A 23,145-nucleotide genomic window follows, 5' to 3' on the forward strand; every position below is an offset into this window, starting at 1 on the left:
ACAAGAACACCATCATGAACGGCGCAGTCAGACATTTGCGACTGCGCCGATCAGCAGGCACTCAACCGCCAAGTTTGTGATTCAAGGCGGGGAAACCCTTGGATCACGAACTGTCAGCGTTTCGACACCGCATCAAGAACCGCCGCGATCTGACCCCAGATCGCGGCGACTGCGTCTTCGGGGGGTGGCACCGGCGTGGCAAACACCGCATCGCGCATCCCCACGGTATAGATGGCCCAGATCGCCGGCAGCGCATCCTCCAGCGCCACCGTCTGTCGGAACACACCTGCCCCCTGCCCCGCCCGGATCAGCGCCCCCACCGGGGCCAGAAACGCCTGTCGGTCGGCGCGGTTTGCGGCCTCTGCCGCCTCGGACCAAGTCCAGCCATGCGCCTGCAAGACCCGCAACAGCTTTGGGTCGGCCAGATCGAACGCGGCCCAATCCACTAGGATCGCGCGCAGCCTGTCCACCTCGCTGCCTGGCCCGGCGGCAATCGCCTCGGTCCGCTCCAGCAGCGCGCCATAGACCCCTTTCACCAAGGCCGCGATCAGCCCGACCTTCCCGTCGAAATAAGCGTTGATCAGGCTGTGTGACACACCGGCCCGCCGCGACACCTCGACCACGGAAATCGCCTCAACCCCGCGCTCGGCCGCGATGGCGCGCGCCGCATCCAGCAGGGCCTGCCGGGTGGATTGCTTCTGCGCCTCACGGCGGGCGCGGGCGGGTTCGGAAAGAGTGTAACTGCGCGTCATGACGTGGGGGTGTAGCCGCTATGCAGAAATTGTCAAAGACAATGTCTTGCGCTTTCCGGCCATCCTTCCTATTTCCACTTACAATGTAAATGAAAATTTGATGGACCTCCGATGATCCAGATTGTGGATGACATGCCCGAACACCTGCGCCGCCTTGCCCTTCGGGCGATGGACGATGGCCTTCTGAACCTGACCACCGCTGAACGCACCGATGTGGCCACCGAACTGTACCGCCTTGCCGATGCCATCACCGTCAACCCGGTGACACAGGGCGATATCGACGCAAAGCATCAGGCGATCCGCCGCGTGGCTTGGTTGACCAAATGGCTGGAACGGGCGGCACAGGCACCGGCACAGACACCGGCAAAGATCGGGCAATAGCACTGCCGCCGCGTCGCTGAACAGGCCCTGTTATCGCATATCAGCCTTGCGATTTTGCCTAGCAGCAGCACTTGGCCCATGTCGGAGGCAAGGCATTTCGCCGACCCACCGAAAGGAACGATCATGCTGCCCAAGATCCGCACCGCCACCACCGCCGCCATCGCGGCCATCGCCCTTGCCGCTACGGTCGCCGCGCCTGTTCAGGCAGGCCAGCGCGAACGCGACTTCCTCAAGGGCGTCGCCGCCACCGTCATCGTCGGCACCGTCATCAACGGTCTGAACACCCAGCGCGCCCAGGCCCAGCCGCGCTATTATCAGGAACCGCGCCACTACCAGCAGCCGCGTCAGCATCAGCAGCCGCAATACTATACCCCCGGCCCGCGCGAACCGGCCTACTTCGCCCAGCCCGTGCGGCCCAGCCTTTCCACCACCGCCGCCGCGCAGGCCTTCAAAAGCTATAGCCCGTCGGAACGCCGCGCGATCCAGCGCCAGCTTGCCCGCGCCGGTTACTACAACGGCGGCATCGACGGCGTCTTCGGCCCCGGCACCTATCGCGCCGTCGCCGCCTATGCCGCCGACCGTGGCCTGCAAGGCCGCATCGACAGCGCCTCGGGCGCTTATACCGTCTATGACAGCCTGATCTACTGAACAAAAAGGGGCACCCTTTCTGGGCGCCCCGCGAGTGTCGGCCCCTGCCCCGCAGGCAGGGGCATCTACCGGATCAGGGCGATTCACCGACCCTCAGGAATCTGGCCCCGCCCGCGCCCATGCCGCTGCGCGCGCCCGAAATCATCCGCGCCCCCGGCGCCGCCGCCCGCGAGGCGCGGTCAAGCTGGGCCAAAAGGTCGGCCAACACGCCTTCGACCGGAACGGTGATGGCAACGGGTTTGCCATTCATCTCCGCCTTGGCGGAAATGACCGACACCACCTCAAACCCATAGGCGGTGTCGCGGAACACAGGGGCACCGGATGCGCCGAAATCCACCGGGCAATCTAGCACGGCAACGCGGCCTTCGGTGCCCAACACAGAACAGGCATCCTGCATCGAGGCCGCCTCTGACCGATCCTTCGCATAGGACACGATCTCCACCCGGTCGCCGCCCCGCGGAAAGGACCCGGTCGATGCGGGCGTGATCGACGGCAGCAGGATCGGCTGCGCAAGCTTTATCAGGCCCAGATCGTTGCCGGTCTGGTTCATCTGCGCCTCGCTGCCGTCCTCAAGACCGGGGAGGTAGTCGGGATGCGGCAGAATCATCGCGCCTTCGCGGTGGGCCTCGGCTCGGCCATCGCGCCATCCGGCAAGGAATGTCAGGTCCGAGGGACGATACGGCTCTCCCGTCGCCTTGTCGTAAAGGCAATGCGCCGCCGTCAACACCACATCCGGCGCAATCAGGGTGCCGGTGCAAAAGCCCTTCGACCCGAGGTCGATGCGCCCGACCGCCGCCCATCGCCCGGCGATCACGCCGGTCTCAAGCGGGCGCAGGTTGCCATCCCCGGCAAGTGCCGGTTGTGCCAAAAGGGCCAGCCAAATCAGAACGCCACGCAACCGCATCCTCCATCCACCATGACTGACCACGACTCTGGCCACGACTCTGGCCACAGACGTGACATGCGAAGCGGGCGAAATGGCGGCAGAGTCACGGAAGCGTCGGGGCCATGGCGCGGTATCGCGCCTCTGCCGCCGGTCGTGGCCGGCAAGGCCGCATCGACAGCGCCTCGGGCACCTCTACCGTCTATGACAGCCTGATCTACTGAACGCAAAAGGGGCGCCCCGGTCATCACCGGGGCGCCCCCTTTTACCGATCCGCGATCAGCGGATCAGTTCGTCACATTCGCCGTGCCTTCCAGCACCGGCGCTGCCACCTGCCCCGTGCGGGCAATCTCGATCCGGCGGGGCTTCAACGCCTCGGGCGTTTCGCGCACCAGATCGATGTGCAGCATCCCATGTTCATGCACCGCGCCGGTCACGCGCACATGATCGGCCAGCGCAAAGCGGCGCTCGAAAGCGCGGGTCGCGATGCCACGATGCAGATAGGTCTTGGCCTCATCCTCGGGGGCCTTGCGGGCGGTCACCACCAGCGTGCCATCCTTCACCTCGACGCCCAGCTCCTCGGGCGTGAACCCGGCCACGGCGATCGAGATGCGATAGGCATCCTCGGCGGTCTTTTCGATGTTGTAGGGCGGATAGGTCGGCTGTGCGACATCGGTCGTCAGCACGCGATCCATCAGGTCGGCAATCCGGTCAAAACCGACGGTCGCACGGTACAGCGGCGCAAAATCAAGATTACGCATAGGGGTCATCCTCCAGTGAGCGATGCTATGTGATGCCCTCCTCATCGGACGGGCGGGGAACGCACCGGCCCTGTCGCAGGCACCGGTACCCCCCCGATTTGGGAACAGCCCCGCCGGGTTTCAAGACCCCCGCCAGCCCATCCGTCACACCTGCGTCAGGGCGCAACCTTCACGAACTTCGCCCCGCCACCCCCGCCGGACAGCACCTTCGGCCCCGGCGCGGCACGCGGCGCACCCGCCGCCATCTCCGCCTGCAACACCGCCAGCGGCTCCATCAGCGGCACGGCCAGCGAAACCGGCTTGCCCTCCACCACCGCCTTGGCCGACACGACCGACACGATCCGCACCTCGCCATCGCGCATCGCAAAGACGGGCGCGCCGGATGCGCCGAATTCCACCGCGCAGGTCAACACCATCAGATCGCTGCGCTGCGCCATGATCTCGCAGACCTCCTGCAAGGACGGCGCTTCCGACCGGTCCATCGCATAGGACACGATCCCCACCTCTTCGCCCATCATCGGCGACCAGTCGGTGGCAAAGGGCGTCACCTGCGGCAGGCGGATCGGCTGGTCCAGCCGCAGCAGCGCCAGATCCACCCCGACATTCCCCAGATCCTCGCCCACGTCAAAAGCATAGCCCGGATGCACCAGCGCCCGCGCCACATTGCGGTAAGCCTCGGCCCGCCCGTTGCGCCACCCGGCCAGAAACTGCAAATCCGCCTCGTCGATGCGCGCGCCGGTTTCCTTGTCGAACAGGCAATGCGCCGCGGTCAGCACAAGATCATCGGCAATCAGCGCGCCCGTGCAGAACCCCCGCCCGCCCAATTCGATCCGCCCCACCGCCTGCCAGCCTTTGCCCTCTTGCACCGTCTGCAAGGCGCGCATGCTCGGCTCTTCGGCCAAGGCGGGGGCAGCAATCAACGACAGCACAAGGGCAACAAAGCGCATTCCACACCTTCCGTCCGGGATCGCATTCCCGCTACCCCGCCATTCCGGCAGAAGTTTGGCAGCCCCCCCGCGCGCCGTCCAGTCACCGCAAGACCGCGGGTGAATACCCAAGCCCAGTGATGCAATTCGACCGCCCTGCCGTTTCATCTTGGCCCAAATACCCAATCGACAGCGCAGCCAGGCGCAGCGCACGCAAACCGATGCCCAACGCACCCAGCGCCCCCACGATTTCTGATCCAGAAATCGTGCAAAATTCTGTGTCAGAATTTTCCTGCGCCCAACTGGCCCCGTCACGCCCCAGGTCGTCACGCCTCGGTCAAGGCACGCGGCTTCGGCCCGCCTGTCGCCCAGTCCAGCAATTCCACCGTATGCACCACCGGCACCCCGGTCCCCGATCCGATCTGCATCATGCAGCCGATATTCCCGGCCGAGATCACATCCGGCGCCTTCGCCTCCAGCGTCCGCACCTTGCGCGCCTTCAACTCTTTGGAAATCTCGGGTTGCAGCAGGTTATACGTCCCCGCCGACCCGCAGCACAGATGGCTGTCGGCAGGTTCTACCACCTCGAACCCCACCCGCTTCAGCAGGTCTTTCGGCGCGGTCTTGATCTGCTGGCCATGCTGCAACGAACAGGCCGCGTGATAGGCCACGCGCAGCCCCTTCGCCGCCCCCTGCGGCAGCCCGATCCGCGCCAACAGCTCCGACACGTCACAGGCCAGCGCCGAGACCCGCTTTGCCGCCTCGGCCTCGGCTTCGGTGCGGAACATATGGCCGTAATCCTTAACCGTCGTGCCACAGCCGCTGGTGTTGATGACGATGGCGTCCAGCCCGTCGCCTTCCACTTCCGCCATGAAGGCGCGGATATTGGCGGCGGCAAATCCATGCGCCTCCGCCTCGCGCCCCATATGATGCGTCAGCGCCCCGCAGCAGCCCATGCCACGCGGCACCACCACCTCACATCCCAACCGCCGCAGCAGCCGGATCGTGGCATCGTTGATATCGGTGTTCAGTGCCTTCTGCGCGCAGCCCGTCATCAGCGCCACCCGCATCTTGCGCGCACCCATCGGGGCAAAGCTCTGCGGGTCGTCGTTGCGCGATACGGGCGGCACCCGCTTTGGCACCATCTCCAGCATCGCCTGCACCCGCGCATCCGGGATCAAACGCGCAAAGGGTTTGCCGATCTTGGCCAACAAAAGCGCCACCCGGAACCGCATCGGATAAGGCAGAACCTTGGCCAGCACGAACCGCAGCGCCCGGTCCGTGATGGGCCGCTTATAAGTCGCCTCGATATGCGCGCGGGCATGGTCCACCAGATGCATGTAATGCACCCCCGATGGGCAGGTCGTCATGCAGGACAGGCAGGAAAGGCAGCGGTCGATATGCTTCACCGTCCGCGCATCCGCCGCGCGACCCGTCTCCAGCATGTCCTTGATCAGGTAGATCCGCCCGCGCGGGCTGTCCAACTCATCGCCCAGCACCTGATAGGTGGGGCAGGTCGCCGTGCAGAACCCGCAATGCACGCAAGACCGCAAGATCTCGTTCGATCGCGCCAGCGCCGGGATCGCCAGCTGCTCCGGGGTGAAATTCGTCTGCATCAGATCACCTCAGACCAGAAGGAAGAAAAGAAAGACCGCCGTCAGCGCCACCCCGCCCGCCAGCGCGGGCCACATCCAGCGCGGGCTGTCCGGCGCGATCACGCCGCGCAGCGCCTGCGCCAGCGCGGCCACCGCCACGGGCGCGGCCCCCAGCTTCACCAGAAACCGCACCGCGCCGTTATCCGCTGCCGGATCATTCACCACCCAGACAATCCCCAGCGCCGCCACCGCCAGCCCCACGCCCAGCGCCGCCCTGGCACGCGGCAACAGGCACAGCGACACAAACACCGCCACCGGATACGCGATCAGCAGGACCCCCATCTCAGACCGCCCTCATCAAACCGGGATTGAACACCCCTTTCGGATCGAACTTCGCCCGCAACCCCGCCGACAGCGCGGCAAGGGCCGCAGGCTCCGGCGGAAAGGCCGGCACTCCGCCTGCCCCGCGCACCCGCGTCGCATGGCCCGCAAACAGCCCCAGCCGCGCGCGCAGGTCTACCCCTGCCGCCACCAGCAGCCAGACCAGCCCGCCGCCCCAATCATACATCACCGCGTCCGCCCCCGCCCGCGCCACCAGCCCCGGCGCCTCGGACGGCGTCACCGCCAGCCGCCAGACATCGCCCTCGCGCCCATGAAACGGCGCCACATCCCGCACCGCCTGCCAGACCGCGCCATCCACCTCATCCACCGCACCAAACCGCGCCAGCGCCTTGGTCAACTCCCCCAGCCGATAGCGGACCGAGGTTTCAAACCCCTCCACCCGCAGGAAAACCCCGCGCCCCGGCCAGAAGGCCGCCCCGGTCACGTCAAAAGGCGATCCCAGCGCCGCCGCCATCGCCTCTACCGCCTGCGCATCCTTCTGGACGTCCACGCACAGGGTGCCCGCCACTTCCGGCGCGGGCAGCAGCTTGAACGCCACCTCCGTGATCACCCCCAGCGTGCCATGCGATCCGGCCAGCAGCTTCACCAGATCATAGCCCGTCACATTCTTCATCACTCGCCCGCCATTGCGGATGACCGTCCCGGTCCCATCCACAAAGCGCAGACCGATCATGCTGTCGCGGCAGGCCCCGGCCTGCACCCGGCGCGGCCCGCTGGCATTGGCGGCCACCACCCCGCCGATGGTGCTCTCGCCCGCGCGCCCCAGCAGCCCGCGCATGTCCGGCGGCTCAAACGGCAACCGCTGCCCTTCGGCCGCCAGCGCCGCCTCCACCTGCGCCAAGGGCGTTCCCGCCTGCACCACCAGCGTCAGCGCGCCGGGCTCATAGAGCGTGATCCCCGCCAGCCCCCCGGTTTCCATCACCTCGCCCGGTCCAACCGCGCCAATCCCCCGCGTGCCACCCCCGCGCAGCACAAAGGGCGCGTTGGCCACGCGCACCAGCTCCGCCAGCTCCGCTTCACTCCCCGGTCGCATCGCCACGCCTCATCCCTTCAGCGCCCCACTGCGCCCGATGGTGAAAGAGAAAGCCCTGCCCCCTCTTCTCTGTTCAAATATCCCACGGGGGTCCGGGGGTGTGAAACCCCCGGTCCCGCACTCTCAGGCCGCGCGACGGCTCGCCGTCACATAGAGCGGAAACACCTTCGCCGGATTCAGCAGCCAGCCGGGATCGAACACATCCTTCACCCGCAACTGCGCCTCCATATCGTCGCGCGTGAATTGCACATCCATCAGATCGCGCTTCTCCACCCCCACGCCATGCTCGCCGGTCAGGCAGCCGCCCACCTCGACACAGAGCTTCAGGATATCCGCCCCCAGCGCCTCGGCCAGGTCCAGATCACCGGGCTTGTTGGCGTTGAAGATGATCAGCGGGTGCATGTTGCCATCCCCCGCATGGAACACATTCGCCACCCGCAGCCCGTACCCGTCCGACAATTCCGCAATCCGGCGCAGCACGAAGGACAGTTCCGATACCGGGATCGTGCCATCCAGACAGATGTAATCCCCCATCTGCCCCATCGCCCCGAAGGCCGATTTCCGGCCCAGCCAGATGCGCTTGGCCTCATCCTCGCTTGCCGCCTCGCGATACGCCACCGGATTGTGCGGCGCGGCAATCGCCTTGATCCGGCCAAGCTGTTCATCAATCTCGGCGGGGCTTCCCTCCACCTCCACGATCAGCAGCGCCTCGCAATCGGGGTATCCCGCCTTGGCAAAAGCCTCGGTCGCCTCGATGCAGGGGCGGTCCATGAACTCGATCGCCACCGGCAGCAGCCCGCCCTTGATGATGTCGGACACACATGCCCCCGCCACCTCGTTCGATCCGAACCCCATCAGCACCGGGCGCGCGCCCTCGGGCTTGGGCAGGATGCGCAGCCACGCCTCCGTCACCACGCCCAACTGCCCCTCAGACCCGCAGATCACCCCCAGCAGGTCCAGCCCGCCCGCATCCATATAGGGCCCGCCCACCTGCACCACCTCACCCGCCATGGTGACCATGGTCACGCCCAGCAGGTTGTTGGTGGTGACCCCGTATTTCAGGCAATGCGCCCCTCCGGAATTCATCCCGATATTCCCGGCAATCGCACAGGCCAACTGGCTCGATGGATCGGGCGCGTAAAAGAACCCCTCCGCCTCCACCGCGCCGGTCACGGAAAGGTTGGTCCGCCCCGATTGCACCCGGATGAACCGGTTGGGATAATCCGTCTCGATCACCGCATTCATCCGCGCCACACCCAGCACCACCGCATCAGGGGTGGGCAACGACCCGCCCGCCAGCGACGTGCCCGCGCCGCGCGGGATCACTTTCACGCCTTCCTCATGGCAGGCGCGCATCACGGCGGCGACCTCTTCGGTCGTGCGCGGCAACACCACCGCCATCGGCAAACAGCGATAGGCGGTCAGCGCATCGCATTCATAGGCCCGGGTCTCGGTCGGGTCGGTGATCAGCGCATCTGCAGGCAGCACTTCGGCCAGCCGCGCCACGATCCGCGCGCGTTTGGCAAGGATCACCGGATCGGGAACGGGCATTTCCATGGGATCGGTCCTTTTGCTAGGGCGTCGCAGAATTGGTAAAAAGATATAACCAATTTACCGGGCTGACAAGCGCCATTCCCGCGCCTAACCATCAACCCATGACCATACCCTTCCATATCGGCAGCCTGACTGCACCCGATCTGATCGCTGTGGCGGCGTACATCCTGCTCTGGGTGGCCAGCGGCTGGATCATCGAAAACCCGCCCGCGCGGTTCCCATCGGTCACGGTCATCATGAAACAATACCGCCGCGATTGGATGGGCGAGTTTGTCACCCGCCAACCCCGCATCTTCGACGCCACCCTGATCGACTCGCTTCGCCAAGGCACGGCCTTCTTCGCCTCGGCCTGCATGATCGCCATCGGCGGTGGTGTGGCGCTGATCGGCAATTCCGACCGGGTCGAGGGTCTGGCCGCCGACCTGACCCTCGGTCAGGCCGGCCCGCTGATCGAAATGAAGATCATCCTCGTCATCGCCTTCCTTGCCAATGCGCTGTTGAAATTCATCTGGGCGCATCGGCTGTTCGGCTATTGCTCCATCCTGATGGGGGCAGTGCCCAACAACATCACCGATCCCAACGCCGCAATCCGCGCCGGGCAGGCGGCGGAAATCAACATCACCGGCGCGCGCAGCTTCAACCGGGGCCTGCGGTCGATCTATTTCGCGCTCGGCGCGCTGGGGTGGCTGTTCGGCCCCTACGGATTGATCTTTGCCGGCCTTGCCAGCGCCGCCGTCCTGATGCGACGCGAATTCGCGTCGCATTCCCGCGATGTCATGCTGAAGCGCTGATCCGCTTCGCGCCGCGCCGCCCTTCGATCAACCACGCCGCAATCGCCAGACCCGCCGCCAGCAGGAGCCAGACCCATCCCGGCAACAACGGCGCGATGGTCAGATCCTGCGTCACATAGGCCCCACGCGGGGTGATCCCCACCCAGCCGCGCCCGGCCGCAGGCCGCCCCTCGCGCACCGCGCGAATGTCCGGCACGCCCTCTTCCAGCCGCAGGATGCCGCCATTCGTGGGCGTCACCACCGGCTCCAGCACCGCAACCGTGGCGATGGTTTCCACGAATTCACGCGGGGCAGATGGCCCCACCGCCACCACCCGCGTCAGATCGCCCTGCTCCAGCCGGTACAGCCCCATCATCGGTGCCTGCCAGACCATCTCATACCGCCCCGGCGAAACTTCGGGCATCGGCAGCACCACCACCGCCCCATCCGGCCCCGTGATCGTCAGATCACCCGGCGGTTCCTCGGCAATCGATCGCCGCCGCACCGTCAGTTCCTGCCCCGTGGTTGTGGCGGTCAGCGCCTCTTCCTCAAGCTCGGGTTCCTTCAGCATCCAATGTGCCAGCCGCCGCAACAACTCCAACTGCGGCCCGCCGCCCTCATACCCCCGGCCCCAAAGCCAGGCGTGGTCCGAAGCCAGCACCGCAACCCGCCCCTCATCCACCCGGTTCAGCACCAGCAGCGGACGGTCATCCGCACCCGACATCACCACTTGCCCCGCGCGCGGGATCACGTCGATCTGCCGGAACCAACGGCCCCAGCCGCCTTCGGGCGCCAATTCCTCCAGCCCCTCGGTCACGGGATGGCGCCGCCCCAGATCGGTCAGCGCCGGGCGGAAGCCGCCCTCGGTCACCCGCGAGGTGGGTTCCACCGGCAGCACATCGGCCAAGGGCGACCGCCACAGCGAATCCACCGCCCCAAATTCCGGCCCCGCCGCCACCAGCACCGTGCCGCCGTTGCGCACATATTGCGCGACGTTTTCCAGATAGGACATCGGAAGGATGCCCCGCATCCTGTATCGGTCGAACACGATCAGATCGAATTCCTCGATCTTTTCCACGAACAATTCCCGCGTCGGAAAGGCGATCAGCGACAGTTCCGTCACCGGAATCCCGTCCTGCTTTTCCGGCGGCCGCAGAATGGTGAAATGCACGAGGTCGACCGACGCATCCGATTTCAGCAGGTTCCGCCACACCCGTTCCCCGGCATGCGGCTCGCCCGATACGAGCAGCACCCGAAGGCGATCCCGCACCCCGTTGATCTGCACCACGGCGGCGTTGTTGCGGTCGGTCAATTCACCCTCGGCTTGCGGGGTGGAAAACTGCAACACGTTCATCCCGCCATGCGGCAGGGTGACGGGCAGATCCAGATCCTCGCCGACCGGCACACGAAACGTCTGCGGCTCGCTGTCATCCACCGTGATCGTCAGGTCCACATCCGTGGCCCCCGGCGCGGCGCCCTGATCCTCGATCCGCAGGGTCAGCATCACCTCTTCGCCCAGAATGGCAAAGGCAGGCGCGTTCTTCACGATCAGGCGGCGGTCCCAATCCTGCGCCGCACCCGTCAGCAGCACATGCAGCGGCGCGGGCAAGGTGGGGGCAAGTTCCACATCATGCACCTGCCCATCGGTAATGATCATCGCCCCCGCCACACGGGCGCGCGGTTCTTCCGACAGCAGTTCCGCCAGCGCCGTCATGGCCAGCGAACCGCCATCCTCGGGCGCGTCGGAAAACCGCCGTATGCGCAGTTCGGTATTCTCCAGCCGCGCCACCTCGGCCTCGACCCCGGCAATCGCGGCCTCTACCTGCGCGGCCCGGTCACCCAGCCCCTGACTGGCGCTGTCATCCACCACCAGCAGCACGATATCCGACAGCGCCGCCCGTTCCTCTTCTTGCAAGGAAGGGTTGGCAATCGCCGCCAGCACCACCAGCGCCGTCAACCCCCGCAACCACCAACCCGACAGGCCCCGCCACACCGCCACGGCCAGCAGAACGGCAGCAAAGGCCGCCAAGCCCCACAGCACCGGCCACGGCACCAGCGGATCAAGTGTCAGCGCAGCCGTCATTGCCCCAGCCTTTCCAGCAGCGCAGGCACATGCACCTGATCCGACTTATAATTCCCCGTCAGCACATGCATGATAAGGTTCACGCCAAAGCGGTTTGCCATCTCGCGCTGCCGTTCCCCGGCAAAACCGCGCCCAACGGGATACATGGGCACCCCCATCTCATCCACTGCCCAGGCTGCGGCCCAATCGTTCCCGCCGATCACCACCGGCGTCACCCCGTCATTCAGGTTGCGGAACGGCATCCCCTCCACCTGTTCGGCATCGGGAGGGGCGGCCTCTACCCACACAGGCGCACCACCGAACCGGCCCGGAAAATCCTGCAACAGATAGAAGGTCCGCGTCAGCACATGATCCACCGGCACAGGTTCCAGCGGCGGAATGTTCAGCCCTGCCGCGATGCGTTGCAGATGCAGCGCCTCTGGCGTGCTGCCACCCGACCGCGCCAGATCGGAATCGCGCGTGTCGAACAGGATCATCCCGCCCGTGCGCAGATAATCATTCAACTTGCGATAGGCATTGGCCGAAGGCAGCGGTTGGCTGGTGGATACGGGCCAATACAGGAACGGAAAGAACGCCAGCTCATCGCGTTCGATATCCACGCCCACCGGGGCCTCCGGCTCGATCGACGTGCGCTCCCACAACCGCTCGCCCAAACCCCGCAAGCCCGCCTCGGCCACCTGATCCAGAGACGCGTCCCCGGTCTGCACAAAACCCAGCACCACCGCTGTCGTTGCCTCCAGCGCCAGCGCCTCTTCCTCGGGGTCCAGCGCCTCAAGCGGAGCATCCTGCGCCTGCACCCCCGGTGCCGCCGCCAGCGCAAGCATCACCACGGCCAGCATCGCCACCCCGCGACGCAGCCCCGACAGCTTGCCCGAAATCCACAGCGCGGCCAGAATGTCGATCATCAGCGCCGTCAGCGCCGCCGACAGGAACCAGCCCTTCAACACCTGCTCCTGCGCCATCTCCAACCCTTCCACGGGTGTCCCGGCAGGCCAGACGGCCGCTTCCAGCACCGTATCCGCCCCCACCGCATTCAACGCCACGCGCCGATCCGCACCGGCATACAACCCCGGCGGCAGCGCAGGCCCCGGCCCGGCGACAATCGCCTCGGCCAAAGCGGTGCCCTCAACCCCCGACATCTCGCCCGCCTCGGCCTGCACGCCATAGGCATCCAGCACCACCTCGGGCACCCAAACCTGACCGGCCAGATCCTCGGCCCCCGGCGTTGCGGGCCGTGTGGACACGGCCATCCGTTCCAGCATCTGCACGAACAACCCCGACAAGGGCAGCGTCGACCACTCCGCATTGGCGGTCACGTGGAACAGCACCACCTGCCCTTGCCCCACCTCTTTGCGCGTCACCAAAGGCGTGCCATCCTCCAGCGCCGCAATTGTCCGCGCAGCAAGCTCCGGGTCCGGCTGCGCCAACACCTGCGCCGTGACCGTTACCTCATCCGTCACCGTCAGGCCAAAGAAGGGCGACCCCTCCACGAAAGGCGCCAGCGTCTTGGGCTCCCCCCAACTCATCGCCCCGCCCACTGTCCGCCCACCTTCGCGCAGGCGCACCGGCATCAGCGGGTCTTCCGACAGGCGCGATACTTCTGATGCCGCCAACAATGGCCCGGCAAAGCGCAACAGCAGCCCGCCGCCATCCAGCCAGCCCAGCACCGCATCCTGTTCATCCTGCGTCAGCGCGGGCACATCGGCCAGCACGATCACATCCGGGTTCGCCAGCAGCACATCCATCAACGACCCGTCGATCAGGTCCGCCACAGGCTCCAGCGCCTGCCGCAGGTAATGCGTGGGCGACAGCAGTTGCAGCCCTTCGGCATTGTCCGCCCGCCCGCCGATCAGCGCCACCTTGCGCCGCTTCAGGCTGTCATCCGTCAGGCTGACTGCCCCCGCCGACCGCTGCCCCGCCACTTCAAAGCGCGTAATCCGGTTGCGCAATTCCGGCGGCAACGACAGCGCCACCTCGCCCCGCGCGTCGCCCAGACCAAAGCCCAGCGTCACCCGCGCCAATTCTCGTTCGATCCCCGCCGGATCAGGCCCGCGCGCCACAACTTCCACCTCCAGCGCATCGCCCGCAGGCAGGCGGCTTGCGGCCAGTTGCACCGCCCCATCGGCAAACCCGGCCGGATGCAACGCCAGCACCGGGCGCGGACTTTGGAACACCGTCACATCCCCCGCCGCGTCCAGCGCTGCAAACAGATCGGATCGCCCCGGCCTGTCCAACCCATCCGACAGCCAGAAGGTTTCAAACCCCTCATCCGGCAGCGCCTCGGCCCAACCCGCCAGATCGCCCGGCAACCACGCCTGCGGCGTCAGCGCGGCCACCCGCCCTGCCCAGGCATCGGCAGCCTGAAAGGCAATCTCGCCCGGCGCATCGGTCAGCCGCACCACGGCCACCGTCCGCCCGTCGCGCCCGGCTTCCTCGACCAGCGCCCCGGCCCGTTCTACCCGCCGCGCCCAATCGCGCGCATCGGCCCAACCGCCATCCATCACCACCAACAGCGGCCCCGTGCCCGCCACCCGCTCACGCGGGTTCAGGATCGGCCCGGCAAAGGCGATGATTGCCGCCGCAATCGCCACCATCCGCAACAGCAGCAGCCACCACGGCGTGCGGTCCGTCTCGTTATCCTCGTCCTGCAAGCCCAGCAGCAGCGCAACGCCCGGAAACCGCCGCCGGATCGGCGCAGGCGGCACGGCGCGCAGCACCAGCCATAGCAAAGGCAAGGCCACCAGCGCCCAAAGCAGCACAGGCGTCACAAATCCGACTGGGCCCAGCATGAACATCAGCGGCCCCCTTCCAGCGCACGATACAGCCACAGCAGCGCCGGTTGCGCCGCATCGCCCGTATGATGGCACTGGTAATGCCACCCCACCGCGCGGGCCAGCATCGCCAGCCGGTCCTTGCGCTCTGCCAAGCGCGCCAGATAGCGGGCGCGCAGATCGCCCGCGCGCAGCGTCTCATGCCGCACGGTGCCGCCCATGCTTTCAAAGATCGTCCGCCCGTCGAAGGGGAAATCCTCCTCCGCCGGGTCCAGCACCTGCAACAGCACGCCCCGCGCGCCCCGGTCGGATGCGCGGCCCAGCGCCGCCTCGACCCCGGCCATATCGCCCATGAAATCCGACAGGAACACCGCCCGCCCATGGCTTGCGATACCCGTGGCATCAGGCGTGCCGTAATCCGCCTCGCCCCCGCTCTCCAGCGCCACCAAAAGGCGCAGCAACTGCCCGCGCCCCGGCCGCGGCGGCACACCGCCACCCGCCAACCCGACCCGTTCCCCCCCGCGCAGCAAAAGCACCGCCAGCGCCATCGCCAGAAGCCGCGCGCGGTCGCCCTTTTCTGCCCGCCCCTTGGCCCCGGTAAAGGCCATGGATTTCGCCGGGTCCACCCACAGCGTCACCGATTGCGCCGCCTGCCATTCCCGTTCGCGCACGAATGTCGCATCCGACCGCGCCGACCGCCGCCAGTCGATCATCCGCGCCGAATCCCCGGCATGGGTGGGGCGATACTGCCAGAACTCATCGCCCTGCCCCGCCCGCCTGCGGCCATGCTCGCCCAGCATGATGGTCGATGCCAGCAATTCCGCCTCGGCCAGCAAGGGCGGCAGCGATTGGCCAAGCGTTTCGGCCCGCTGCCGCAGATCGCCACGCAGATCGCCGCCGGAAAGGGAAGTGGTCTCCGTCACGCCGCCGCCTCAAGCCCCAGCTTGCGGCTGGCCGTGCGGTCGATGATCCCGGCAAGGCTTTCGCCCCGCGCCCGCGCCGCAAAGGAAAGCGCCATCCGATGCGTCAGCACAGGCCGCGCCAGCGCCGCCACATCCGCCACTGCAGGCACCAGCCGCCCGTCCAAAAGCGCCCGCGCCCGCACCGTCAGCATCAGGGCCTGCGCCGCGCGCGGCCCCGGACCCCAGCTCAAGGAATCCGCCAGTTCGCGCCCCTCAGGTTCGCCCGGACGGCAGGACCGCACCAGATCAAGGATCGCCTCCACCACCTGATCACCCACCGGCATCCGCCGCAGCACCTGCTGCGCCGCCAGCAATTCTTCGCCCGTGAACACCTGATGCACCTCGGCCTCTTCGGCCCCGGTGGTGGCAATCAGGATATCGCGCTCCGTCTCGCGCGTGGGATAATCCACGTCGACTTGCACAAGGAACCGGTCCAGCTGCGCCTCGGGCAGGGGATAGGTGCCTTCCTGTTCAATCGGGTTCTGCGTCGCCAGCACATGGAACGGCCGCCCCAGCGGGCGGTGCTGACCGGCAATCGTCACCTCGCGCTCCTGCATCGCCTGAAGCAGCGCCGATTGCGTGCGCGGCGACGCGCGGTTGATCTCATCGGCCATCAGCAACTGGCAGAAGATCGGCCCTTCCAGAAAGCGAAACGCCCGGCTGCCATCCGCCGCCGTCTCCAGCACTTCGGACCCCAGAATATCGGCGGGCATCAGATCGGGCGTGAACTGGATGCGGTTGCCCTTCAACCCCATCACGGTGGACAGCGTATCCACCAGCCGCGTCTTGCCCAGCCCAGGCAACCCCACCAGCAGCGCATGACCGCCGCACAGCATAGAGGCCAGCACCAGATCAACCACCTTCTCCTGCCCGATGAAACGGCGGTTGATGGATGCCTTGGCCGCGGCCAACTGTTCCCCAAGACCTTCGATCCGCGCGACAAGTTCGCTTGCATCAGTCATGACTTTGCTCCTCGCGCAGTTATATGATCGCATTAGACCGAACTATCCCGTCCGGCACAAATGGCAAAAACAATGAGCGGACAAATGATTGTGAAACCCTCCGCTGAAGGGCTCGCGGCTTCGGCACAGGCCGTTGCGAAAAAGGGGTTGCCCCCGGTGCATCTGTGGAATCCGCCCTTTTGCGGCGATATCGACATGCGCATTGCCCGCGATGGCACATGGTTCCATGAAGGCACGCCCATCGGGCGGCCAGGTCTGGTGAAGCTGTTCTCCGGCATCCTCAAGAAGGAAGGCGACAAGTATTTCCTCGTCACCCCGGTGGAAAAAGTGGGCATCCTCGTCGATGACGCCCCCTTCGTCGCGGTGGATTTCGACACGGCAGGCCAAGGCAAGGACCAGACGATCACCGTCACCACGCAGGTGGGCGACAGCGTGCCGCTCGACGCCGATCACGCCCTGCGCGTGGACCGCGATCCCGCCACGGGCGAGCCGTCGCCCTACATCCACATCCGCGCGGGGCTAGAGGCTCTGATCGACCGGAAATCCTTTTATCGCATGGTCGATTTGTGCGTTCATGAACGGATCGAGGGAAAAGACTGGTTTGGTCTGTGGTCATGGGGCAGGTTCTTCCCGATGATTCCCTCGGAAGACCTCCCCTGAATGCCCCGTTTCGCCGCGAATGTGACGATGCTCTTTACCGAAGTCCCGATGCTCGCGCGCCCCGATCTGGCGCGCGAAGCCGGGTTCGACGGCATCGAGGTGCTGTTTCCCTATGACCACCCCCCGCGCGACTGGCAGTCTGCCCTGTCGGGCATGCCCGTCGCGCTCATCAACACCCATCCCGGTGATTGGGCCTTTGGCGACCGTGGCCATGCCGCCGTCCCCGGCGCGGAAGAGGTGTTCCGCGCCAGCTTCCTGCGCGCCGCCGACCTCGCCACCACCCTTGGTGCGTCGCATATCCACGTCATGGCGGGCGTTGCGCGCGGCGAACAGGCCGAGGCGACCTATCGCGACAACCTGTCTTGGGCTGCTGAACAGGCGCCGGGCATTGCCCTGACGATCGAGCCGCTGAATACGGATGACATGCCGGGCTACTTTCTGAACGATTTCGATCAGGCCGCCCGCATCATCGACGATCTTGCCCTGCCCAATCTGGGCATCCAGTTCGATCTCTGGCACGCCGCGCGCATCCACGGCGATGCAGATGCCGTCTGGGCGCGCCACAAGGCCCGCGTCAACCATATCCAGATCGCAGGTTTCCCCGGCCGCAACGAACCCGGCGGTGGCGGTTTCGATCTGACCGGCCTTTGCGCCGAACTGGACCAGACTGCCTATCCCGGCTGGATTTCCGCCGAATACCTTCCCTCCCGCGCCACCGTGCACGGGCTGATGTGGCTTTCCGCGCTCAAAGGCCGGGCAAGGCTCATCGGGGCGTGACGCCCACGCCAACACCCTCTTGTGCCGCCCCTGCCCGCGCGGGTAAAAGACCGCCACCGAAACGAAAGGTCGCCCCATGCCCATCGACGCCCCAGAAACCGAAGTCGTCACCACCTGGAAAGTGGCCTGCGACGGGGGCGAAGGCGCGTTGGGCCATCCCCGCGTCTGGCTGACCATCGCGCGCGATACCGGCTGGGTCGAATGCGGCTATTGCGACAAGCGCTACGTGATCGACCGCGATCACGCCCATGACGATCACTGATCGCACGGCCCTAGCTGCGCAGATTGCCCAGGATCAGGCCCACAATCGCGCCGACCACTGCGCCCATGGGCGCCCAGAAGAACACCACCCCCATCGCATAGGCCCCTTCCGCCTGACTGATGGAAAAGACCGACGGCAGCGCAAGGCCAAGCGCCAGCACCACCCCGCCGCCTATCAGAAACCCAAGAACAGCCCCCATCAGTCGACGCATGCCATCCCCCCGCCCGTCGGACATGGCGGCATCCTCCCGCACCCTGTCCCCGGCAATCAAGCGCTAAGGCGGGCAGACAAGCCCACTTGCCCCGGCGCAGGGCGGTAAATCCCCATGCGCCGCCTCCTACGCCCCGTCCTGTACCTTGCCGCGTTGATCCTTGGCCTACCCGCCCTTTACATTGCGGCCTCTTTCACCCTGCCGCTGATTCCCGGGCCGGGGCCTGTGGCCTCTGGCCCGCCCGCCCGCACCATCGGCCTCATTCAGGGGCCGATCCATACTGATATCCTGTTTCCCCTGTCGCCCGACACCCGCGCCCGCTTTGCCTTTGCCGAAGCCGCGGGCGTGCCGGTCAACCATCCCGGCGCGGAATGGCTGATGTTCGGCTGGGGATCGGCGGCCTTCTACACCACCGCCGGCACCTATGCCGACATCACGCCCTCCGCCATCCTGACCGCCGCCACCGGCGACAGCGCGGTGATCCGGCTGGATGTGACCGGCCCCCTGCCCCCGCTGGACAATCTGCGCACTCTCACCCTGTCCGAGGCGCAGTATCAGGCGCTGCTGTCGCAAACCCTCGCCACCTTCGCCAGCCGCACCCCGCTCGATCATCCCGGCTTCACCCCGCAGGATGCCTTCTTCCCCGCCACCGGCCGCTTTCATGCCCTGCGCACCTGCAATGTCTGGCTTGGCGAAACCCTGCGCGCCGCGGGCATTCCCTTTGGCCTCTGGACGCCCGCCAACTGGTCCGTCACCCTTTCGCTTGACTGGCATCTTCCCGGCCAAAGCGGGTAGCCCTCGCCGCGCCTTTCTGCCAATAATCCCCGCCAATCCAGGGAGACGACCATGACCTTCGGCAAGGGCTGCCACCTTCACCTGATCGACGGATCGGCCTTCATTTTCCGCGCCTATCACGCGCTGCCACCGCTGACGCGCAAATCCGATGGCCTGCCCGTCGGGGCCGTGGCCGGGTTCTGCAACATCCTGTTCCGCTATCTCGAAGGCAACAAAGGCCCCGATGCCCCGAACGGCGCGCCCACCCATGTGGCGGTGATCTTTGACCATTCCTCGTTGACCTTCCGCAACACCATCTACCCGCTCTACAAGGCCAACCGCCCGGAACTGCCAGAAGATCTGCGCCCGCAATTCCCCCTCACACGCGACGCCACCCGCGCCTTCAACATCGCCTGTATCGAAACCGAGGGGTTTGAGGCCGACGATATCATCGCCACACTTTCAGTCGAGGCGACCAAGGCCGGCGGCGATGTCACCATCATCTCGTCGGACAAGGATCTGATGCAACTCGTCGGCCCCGGCGTGATGATGTTCGACCCGATGAAAACCCGCGCCATCGGCCCGGATGAGGTCTTCGAAAAATTCGGTGTCGCCCCCAACCGCGTGGTCGATGTGCAGGCCCTGTCGGGCGACTCCGTCGACAACGTCCCCGGCGCGCCGGGCATCGGCATCAAGACCGCCGCCCTGCTCATTCAGGAATACGGCGATCTGGAAACGCTCCTGGAACGCGCTGGCGAAATCAAACAGCCCAAGCGCCGCGAAGCGCTGATCGACAATGCCGACCTGATCCGCATCTCCAAGCAGCTGGTCCAACTCAAGGCCGACACGCCGCTTGATGTGACGCTCGATGATCTTGAGGTCCGCCTTCCGGACCCCGAGGCGTTGATGGCCTTCCTCAACCAGATGGAGTTTCGCACCCTCACCCGTCGTGTGGCCGAAAGCCTGAAAGTGGCGCCCCCGGCACCCTTGCCCGAAGGCAAGGGAACCGACATGAACCACCCTGAACCCGCCGCGAACGCCGCGCAACTGCCCTTTGACCACGCGGCCTATACGGCCATCACCGACATTGCCACGCTGGACCAATGGATCGCCACGATCCGCGACCGGGGCTATGTGGCGGTGGATACCGAAACCACCAGCCTTGATGAAATGCGCGCCGAACTGGTGGGCATCTCGCTCTGTGTCGAGGCAGGCAAAGCCGCCTATATCCCGCTTACCCACCGCTCCGGCACCGATGATCTGTTCGGCTCCGCCAAACTGGCCGAAGGTCAGTTGGATATGGACACCGTGCTTGCCGCGCTGAAGCCTGTTCTGGAAGACGCGTCGATCCTGAAGATCGGCCAGAACATGAAATACGATTTCAAGATCTTTGCCCGCCACGGCATCCGCATCACCCCCTTTGATGACACGATGCTCATGTCCTCGGCCCTGCATGCCGGGCTGAACAATCACGGCATGGATGCCCTGTCGGAAACCCATCTGGGCCATACCCCCATCCCGATCAAATCCCTGCTCGGCACGGGCAAATCCGCCATCACTTTCGACCGCGTCCCCGTGGCCGATGCGGTAAAATACGCGGCCGAAGATGCCGACGTGACCCTGCGCCTTTGGGAACACCTCAAGCCGCAGCTCCACCGCGGCCATGTCACCACCGTCTATGAAACCCTCGAACGCCCGCTCGTCCCGGTCCTTGCCGATATGGAAATGGCAGGCATCCAGGTCGACCGCGACACGCTTTCGCGCATGTCCAACGCCTTCGCCCAAAAGATGGCGGGGCTAGAGGCCGAGATTCAGGACATCGCAGGCGAACCTTTCAACGTGGGTTCCCCCAAACAACTGGGCGAAATCCTCTTTGATCGCCTTCAGGTGCCGGGCGGCGAGAAAGGCAAAACCGGGGCCTATGCCACCGGTGCCGATATTCTTGAGGATATCACCACACTGGAAGACACCAACCCAAAGGCTGCCACCCTGGCCGCCCGCGTGCTCGACTGGCGTCAACTGTCCAAGCTGAAATCCACCTATACCGATGCGTTGCAGGACCATATCCACCCCGATACGGGCCGCGTGCACACCTCCTACTCCATCACCGGGGCCGTCACGGGCCGCCTCTCCTCCACCGACCCGAACCTGCAAAACATCCCCGTCCGCACGGAAGAGGGCCGCCGCATCCGCGAGGCCTTTGTCGCGCCAAAGGGCAAACTCCTCGTCTCGCTCGACTATTCCCAGATCGAATTGCGCATCCTCGCCCATATCGCCGACATCCGCGAGTTGCAGCAGGCCTTCCGCGACGGGCTGGATATCCACGCGCTGACCGCGTCGGAAATGTTCAACGTCCCGCTTGACCAGATGACGTCCGACATCCGCCGTCAGGCCAAGGCGATCAACTTCGGCGTCATCTACGGCATTTCCGGCTTTGGCCTCGCCCGCAACCTCCGCATCCCGCGCGCCGAAGCACAGGGTTTCATCGACCGCTATTTCCAGCGCTTCCCCGGCATCAAGGGCTATATGGACGCCACCATCAAAGAGGCGCAGGCGCGGGGCTTCGTCACCACCCTTTTCGGGCGCAAGATCCACACCCCCGAAATCAACGCCAAAGGCCCCACCGCAGGTTTCGCCAAACGCGCCGCCATCAACGCCCCGATCCAGGGCACCGCCGCCGATGTGATCCGCCGCGCCATGATCCGCATGCCGCAGGCCATCGCCGACCTGCCCGCCAAGATGCTGCTGCAAGTCCATGACGAACTGCTGTTCGAGGTGGACGAAGACGCCGCCCCCACCCTCGCCGCCCGCGCGAAAGAGGTGATGGAGGCTGCCGCCCACCCGGCCGTCCACTTCAAGGTCCCCCTGATCGTCGAGGCAGGCCAAGGCCAGACATGGGCGGCAGCGCATTGAAACAGCCCACCCCCCTCACCTTCGCCACGCAGGATGAATGGAACTTCTGGCTGTCGATGCGCCATGACAAGGCAACGGACGTCTGGCTCCGAATCGCGAAAAAGGCCACCGGGGCCGCCTCGATCGATTGGGAACAGGCGGTCGAAGAGGCGCTGGTCTGGGGCTGGGTCGACGCGCAGAAAAAACCCGATGGCCCCTTCCACATGCTCCACCGCTTCACCCCCCGCCGCCCCGGCAGCCCATGGTCACCCAAGGCCCGCGCCACGGCGGAAAAGCTGATCGCAGGTGGCTGGATGGAAGAACCGGGCCTGGCCGAGGTCACCCGCGCCCAGGCCGATGGCCGCTGGGCCGCGGCCTATGCGGCGGAAAAGCCCGCCGACATCCCCGATGATTTCCTCACGGCCCTCGCCGCCGCCTCCGAGGCCGCGCAAACGGCCTTCACCGCCCTGCCTGCCAAGGCCCGCGCTGCGCTGGCCTTCCGGCTTTCCACCGCAAAATCCCCCTCTGTCCGCGCCCGCCGCATCACCGAATTCATCGCGGGGCTTGGCGGCGACGAAGGCTTCAACCCATGATCACCACCTGGCCCGAGTTGCGCGCCTTCGCGCTCGGGCTGAACCTGCCCGAAGTTACCCTTGCCACCCCTTGGGGGCATGAAGCGCTCAAGGCGCATGGCAAGCTCTGGTGTTACTGGTCCCCCTACGAAGACGCCGCCGTGTTCAAGGCCGACCGGGAGGAACGCGAAATGCTGATGCAGGCCGACCCCGCCACCTTCTTCCTGCACCCCCATTACGCCCCCCACAACCTCGTCCTCGTCCGCGCCGGGCGGATCGATCCCGACTGGGCCCGCCCCCGCCTGATCCGCCACTGGCGCGAAGCCGCCCCCAAACGCTGGCTCAAAAACTGGGACGCCACCAACCCACAACCCTGACCCCGCCGCTTCATCTTGGCCCAAATACCCAAATCAACGGCCCCGCAGGCGCAACGCTGCCGATGAAGAAATCCCTTCCCAGCCGCTTGGCGCTTGGCCAATCTCTGCTGCACAGAATGCGGCACAATGCACGGCAC

At 66.1% G+C, this 23,145-nt stretch carries 23 protein-coding genes; 10 read left to right on the forward strand and 13 right to left on the reverse strand.

Annotated elements, in window-relative coordinates:
• Positions 1-113: 113 nt before the first annotated feature.
• Positions 114-752, reverse strand: coding sequence for a TetR/AcrR family transcriptional regulator (locus RSE12_18970; protein WRH62418.1), 639 nt, complete (start codon positions 750-752; stop codon positions 114-116).
• Positions 753-863: 111 nt separating this feature from the next.
• Here RSE12_18970 and RSE12_18975 point away from each other — a divergent pair, with 111 nt between their 5' ends.
• Positions 864-1,133 (forward strand): hypothetical protein, encoded by a 270-nt coding sequence (locus RSE12_18975; protein ID WRH62419.1) that lies wholly within the window; start codon positions 864-866, stop codon positions 1,131-1,133.
• A 123-nt stretch (positions 1,134-1,256) separates the two neighbouring features.
• Positions 1,257-1,781, forward strand: a complete 525-nt coding sequence (locus RSE12_18980) for a peptidoglycan-binding domain-containing protein (protein WRH62420.1) — start codon at positions 1,257-1,259, stop codon at positions 1,779-1,781.
• A gap of 73 nt (positions 1,782-1,854) precedes the next feature.
• Here the strand turns inward: RSE12_18980 and RSE12_18985 are convergent, their stop codons facing one another.
• The 7 genes from RSE12_18985 to RSE12_19015 form a co-directional block, all read right to left on the reverse strand.
• Entirely contained in the window at positions 1,855-2,685 is an 831-nt protein-coding gene (locus RSE12_18985) for a trypsin-like serine protease (GenBank protein WRH62421.1), read from the reverse strand.
• Positions 2,686-2,951: 266 nt separating this feature from the next.
• Positions 2,952-3,425 (reverse strand): Hsp20 family protein, encoded by a 474-nt coding sequence (locus RSE12_18990; protein WRH62422.1) that lies wholly within the window; start codon positions 3,423-3,425, stop codon positions 2,952-2,954.
• Between the two features lie 155 nt (positions 3,426-3,580).
• A complete protein-coding gene (locus tag RSE12_18995; GenBank protein WRH62423.1) occupies positions 3,581-4,372 on the reverse strand; it encodes a trypsin-like peptidase domain-containing protein in 792 nt (263 codons plus the stop codon).
• A gap of 305 nt (positions 4,373-4,677) precedes the next feature.
• Positions 4,678-5,967 (reverse strand): glycolate oxidase subunit GlcF, encoded by a 1,290-nt coding sequence (gene glcF, locus RSE12_19000; GenBank protein ID WRH62424.1) that lies wholly within the window; start codon positions 5,965-5,967, stop codon positions 4,678-4,680.
• A 9-nt stretch (positions 5,968-5,976) separates the two neighbouring features.
• Positions 5,977-6,288, reverse strand: a complete 312-nt coding sequence (locus RSE12_19005; GenBank protein WRH62425.1) for a hypothetical protein — start codon at positions 6,286-6,288, stop codon at positions 5,977-5,979.
• Between the two features lies 1 nt (position 6,289).
• The gene (locus tag RSE12_19010; protein WRH64869.1) at positions 6,290-7,381 is read right to left on the reverse strand and encodes an FAD-binding protein; all 1,092 of its coding nucleotides are present in this window, start codon (positions 7,379-7,381) and stop codon (positions 6,290-6,292) included.
• A gap of 123 nt (positions 7,382-7,504) precedes the next feature.
• A complete protein-coding gene (locus RSE12_19015) occupies positions 7,505-8,938 on the reverse strand; it encodes an FAD-linked oxidase C-terminal domain-containing protein (protein ID WRH62426.1) in 1,434 nt (477 codons plus the stop codon).
• A 98-nt stretch (positions 8,939-9,036) separates the two neighbouring features.
• Here RSE12_19015 and RSE12_19020 point away from each other — a divergent pair, with 98 nt between their 5' ends.
• Positions 9,037-9,726 carry a DUF599 domain-containing protein gene (locus tag RSE12_19020; protein WRH62427.1) on the forward strand — a complete coding sequence of 230 codons (690 nt, stop codon included), beginning with the start codon at positions 9,037-9,039 and terminating at the stop codon, positions 9,724-9,726.
• Here the strand turns inward: RSE12_19020 and RSE12_19025 are convergent.
• The 4 genes from RSE12_19025 to RSE12_19040 are packed head-to-tail and all read right to left on the reverse strand — an operon-like array spanning position 9,710 to position 16,483.
• Positions 9,710-11,788 carry a hypothetical protein gene (locus RSE12_19025; GenBank protein ID WRH62428.1) on the reverse strand — a complete coding sequence of 693 codons (2,079 nt, stop codon included), beginning with the start codon at positions 11,786-11,788 and terminating at the stop codon, positions 9,710-9,712. The genes RSE12_19020 and RSE12_19025 overlap by 17 nt on opposite strands.
• The gene (locus RSE12_19030; protein ID WRH62429.1) at positions 11,785-14,583 is read right to left on the reverse strand and encodes a DUF4159 domain-containing protein; all 2,799 of its coding nucleotides are present in this window, start codon (positions 14,581-14,583) and stop codon (positions 11,785-11,787) included. The genes RSE12_19025 and RSE12_19030 overlap by 4 nt, the downstream gene beginning before the upstream one ends.
• Positions 14,583-15,449: a DUF58 domain-containing protein gene (locus RSE12_19035; GenBank protein WRH64870.1), complete on the reverse strand. Its 867-nt coding sequence runs from the start codon at positions 15,447-15,449 to the stop codon at positions 14,583-14,585. The genes RSE12_19030 and RSE12_19035 overlap by 1 nt, the downstream gene beginning before the upstream one ends.
• A 29-nt stretch (positions 15,450-15,478) precedes the next feature.
• Positions 15,479-16,483 (reverse strand): MoxR family ATPase, encoded by a 1,005-nt coding sequence (locus tag RSE12_19040; protein ID WRH62430.1) that lies wholly within the window; start codon positions 16,481-16,483, stop codon positions 15,479-15,481.
• 84 nt (positions 16,484-16,567) lie between these two features.
• Here RSE12_19040 and RSE12_19045 point away from each other — a divergent pair, with 84 nt between their 5' ends.
• From RSE12_19045 to RSE12_19055, 3 genes are all read left to right on the forward strand, one after another.
• Complete coding sequence (locus tag RSE12_19045) at positions 16,568-17,143, forward strand: DUF1285 domain-containing protein (protein WRH62431.1); 576 nt, start codon at positions 16,568-16,570, stop codon at positions 17,141-17,143.
• A complete protein-coding gene (locus tag RSE12_19050) occupies positions 17,144-17,920 on the forward strand; it encodes a TIM barrel protein (GenBank protein ID WRH62432.1) in 777 nt (258 codons plus the stop codon). It abuts the gene before it with no gap.
• Positions 17,921-17,996: 76 nt separating this feature from the next.
• Positions 17,997-18,182, forward strand: coding sequence for a zinc-finger domain-containing protein (locus tag RSE12_19055; GenBank protein ID WRH62433.1), 186 nt, complete (start codon positions 17,997-17,999; stop codon positions 18,180-18,182).
• 10 nt (positions 18,183-18,192) lie between these two features.
• On the opposite strand, the gene RSE12_19060 is transcribed toward RSE12_19055, so the two are convergent.
• A complete protein-coding gene (locus RSE12_19060; GenBank protein WRH62434.1) occupies positions 18,193-18,393 on the reverse strand; it encodes a hypothetical protein in 201 nt (66 codons plus the stop codon).
• A gap of 114 nt (positions 18,394-18,507) precedes the next feature.
• On the opposite strand from RSE12_19060, the gene RSE12_19065 reads away from it, so the two are divergent.
• Genes RSE12_19065 through RSE12_19080 form a run of 4 tightly spaced genes read left to right on the forward strand, consistent with a single transcriptional unit; the run spans position 18,508 to position 23,008 of the window.
• Entirely contained in the window at positions 18,508-19,188 is a 681-nt protein-coding gene (locus RSE12_19065) for a DUF2459 domain-containing protein (protein WRH62435.1), read from the forward strand.
• 51 nt (positions 19,189-19,239) lie between these two features.
• Positions 19,240-22,080, forward strand: coding sequence for a DNA polymerase I (gene polA / locus RSE12_19070; protein ID WRH62436.1), 2,841 nt, complete (start codon positions 19,240-19,242; stop codon positions 22,078-22,080).
• Entirely contained in the window at positions 22,062-22,652 is a 591-nt protein-coding gene (locus tag RSE12_19075; GenBank protein ID WRH62437.1) for a YdeI/OmpD-associated family protein, read from the forward strand. Before polA ends, RSE12_19075 begins: the two co-directional genes overlap by 19 nt.
• Entirely contained in the window at positions 22,649-23,008 is a 360-nt protein-coding gene (locus RSE12_19080; GenBank protein WRH62438.1) for an MmcQ/YjbR family DNA-binding protein, read from the forward strand. Before RSE12_19075 ends, RSE12_19080 begins: the two co-directional genes overlap by 4 nt.
• The last annotated feature ends 137 nt before the right edge of the window (positions 23,009-23,145 follow it).

Source organism: Fuscovulum sp., assembly GCA_035192965.1.
Lineage (GTDB): Bacteria > Pseudomonadota > Alphaproteobacteria > Rhodobacterales > Rhodobacteraceae > Paragemmobacter.

Excerpts from the sequence above, each read along its gene's own strand:
- RSE12_19065 (WRH62435.1), top strand. The coding sequence starts at position 18,508 with ATGCGCCGCCTCCTACGCCCCGTCCTGTACCTTGCCGCGTTGATCCTT.
- RSE12_18985 (WRH62421.1), bottom strand. The coding sequence starts at position 2,685 with ATGCGGTTGCGTGGCGTTCTGATTTGGCTGGCCCTTTTGGCACAACCG.
- RSE12_19045 (WRH62431.1), top strand. The coding sequence starts at position 16,568 with ATGATTGTGAAACCCTCCGCTGAAGGGCTCGCGGCTTCGGCACAGGCC.
- RSE12_19040 (WRH62430.1), bottom strand. The coding sequence starts at position 16,483 with ATGACTGATGCAAGCGAACTTGTCGCGCGGATCGAAGGTCTTGGGGAA.
- polA (WRH62436.1), top strand. The coding sequence starts at position 19,240 with ATGACCTTCGGCAAGGGCTGCCACCTTCACCTGATCGACGGATCGGCC.
- RSE12_19080 (WRH62438.1), top strand. The coding sequence starts at position 22,649 with ATGATCACCACCTGGCCCGAGTTGCGCGCCTTCGCGCTCGGGCTGAAC.
- RSE12_18995 (WRH62423.1), bottom strand. The coding sequence starts at position 4,372 with ATGCGCTTTGTTGCCCTTGTGCTGTCGTTGATTGCTGCCCCCGCCTTG.
- RSE12_19075 (WRH62437.1), top strand. The coding sequence starts at position 22,062 with ATGGGCGGCAGCGCATTGAAACAGCCCACCCCCCTCACCTTCGCCACG.
- RSE12_19020 (WRH62427.1), top strand. The coding sequence starts at position 9,037 with ATGACCATACCCTTCCATATCGGCAGCCTGACTGCACCCGATCTGATC.
- RSE12_19010 (WRH64869.1), bottom strand. The coding sequence starts at position 7,381 with ATGCGACCGGGGAGTGAAGCGGAGCTGGCGGAGCTGGTGCGCGTGGCC.
- RSE12_19060 (WRH62434.1), bottom strand. The coding sequence starts at position 18,393 with ATGCGTCGACTGATGGGGGCTGTTCTTGGGTTTCTGATAGGCGGCGGG.
- RSE12_19015 (WRH62426.1), bottom strand. The coding sequence starts at position 8,938 with ATGGAAATGCCCGTTCCCGATCCGGTGATCCTTGCCAAACGCGCGCGG.
- RSE12_19005 (WRH62425.1), bottom strand. The coding sequence starts at position 6,288 with ATGGGGGTCCTGCTGATCGCGTATCCGGTGGCGGTGTTTGTGTCGCTG.
- RSE12_18975 (WRH62419.1), top strand. The coding sequence starts at position 864 with ATGATCCAGATTGTGGATGACATGCCCGAACACCTGCGCCGCCTTGCC.
- RSE12_19050 (WRH62432.1), top strand. The coding sequence starts at position 17,144 with ATGCCCCGTTTCGCCGCGAATGTGACGATGCTCTTTACCGAAGTCCCG.
- glcF (WRH62424.1), bottom strand. The coding sequence starts at position 5,967 with ATGCAGACGAATTTCACCCCGGAGCAGCTGGCGATCCCGGCGCTGGCG.
- RSE12_18990 (WRH62422.1), bottom strand. The coding sequence starts at position 3,425 with ATGCGTAATCTTGATTTTGCGCCGCTGTACCGTGCGACCGTCGGTTTT.
- RSE12_18970 (WRH62418.1), bottom strand. The coding sequence starts at position 752 with ATGACGCGCAGTTACACTCTTTCCGAACCCGCCCGCGCCCGCCGTGAG.
- RSE12_19030 (WRH62429.1), bottom strand. The coding sequence starts at position 14,583 with ATGTTCATGCTGGGCCCAGTCGGATTTGTGACGCCTGTGCTGCTTTGG.
- RSE12_18980 (WRH62420.1), top strand. The coding sequence starts at position 1,257 with ATGCTGCCCAAGATCCGCACCGCCACCACCGCCGCCATCGCGGCCATC.
- RSE12_19025 (WRH62428.1), bottom strand. The coding sequence starts at position 11,788 with ATGACGGCTGCGCTGACACTTGATCCGCTGGTGCCGTGGCCGGTGCTG.
- RSE12_19055 (WRH62433.1), top strand. The coding sequence starts at position 17,997 with ATGCCCATCGACGCCCCAGAAACCGAAGTCGTCACCACCTGGAAAGTG.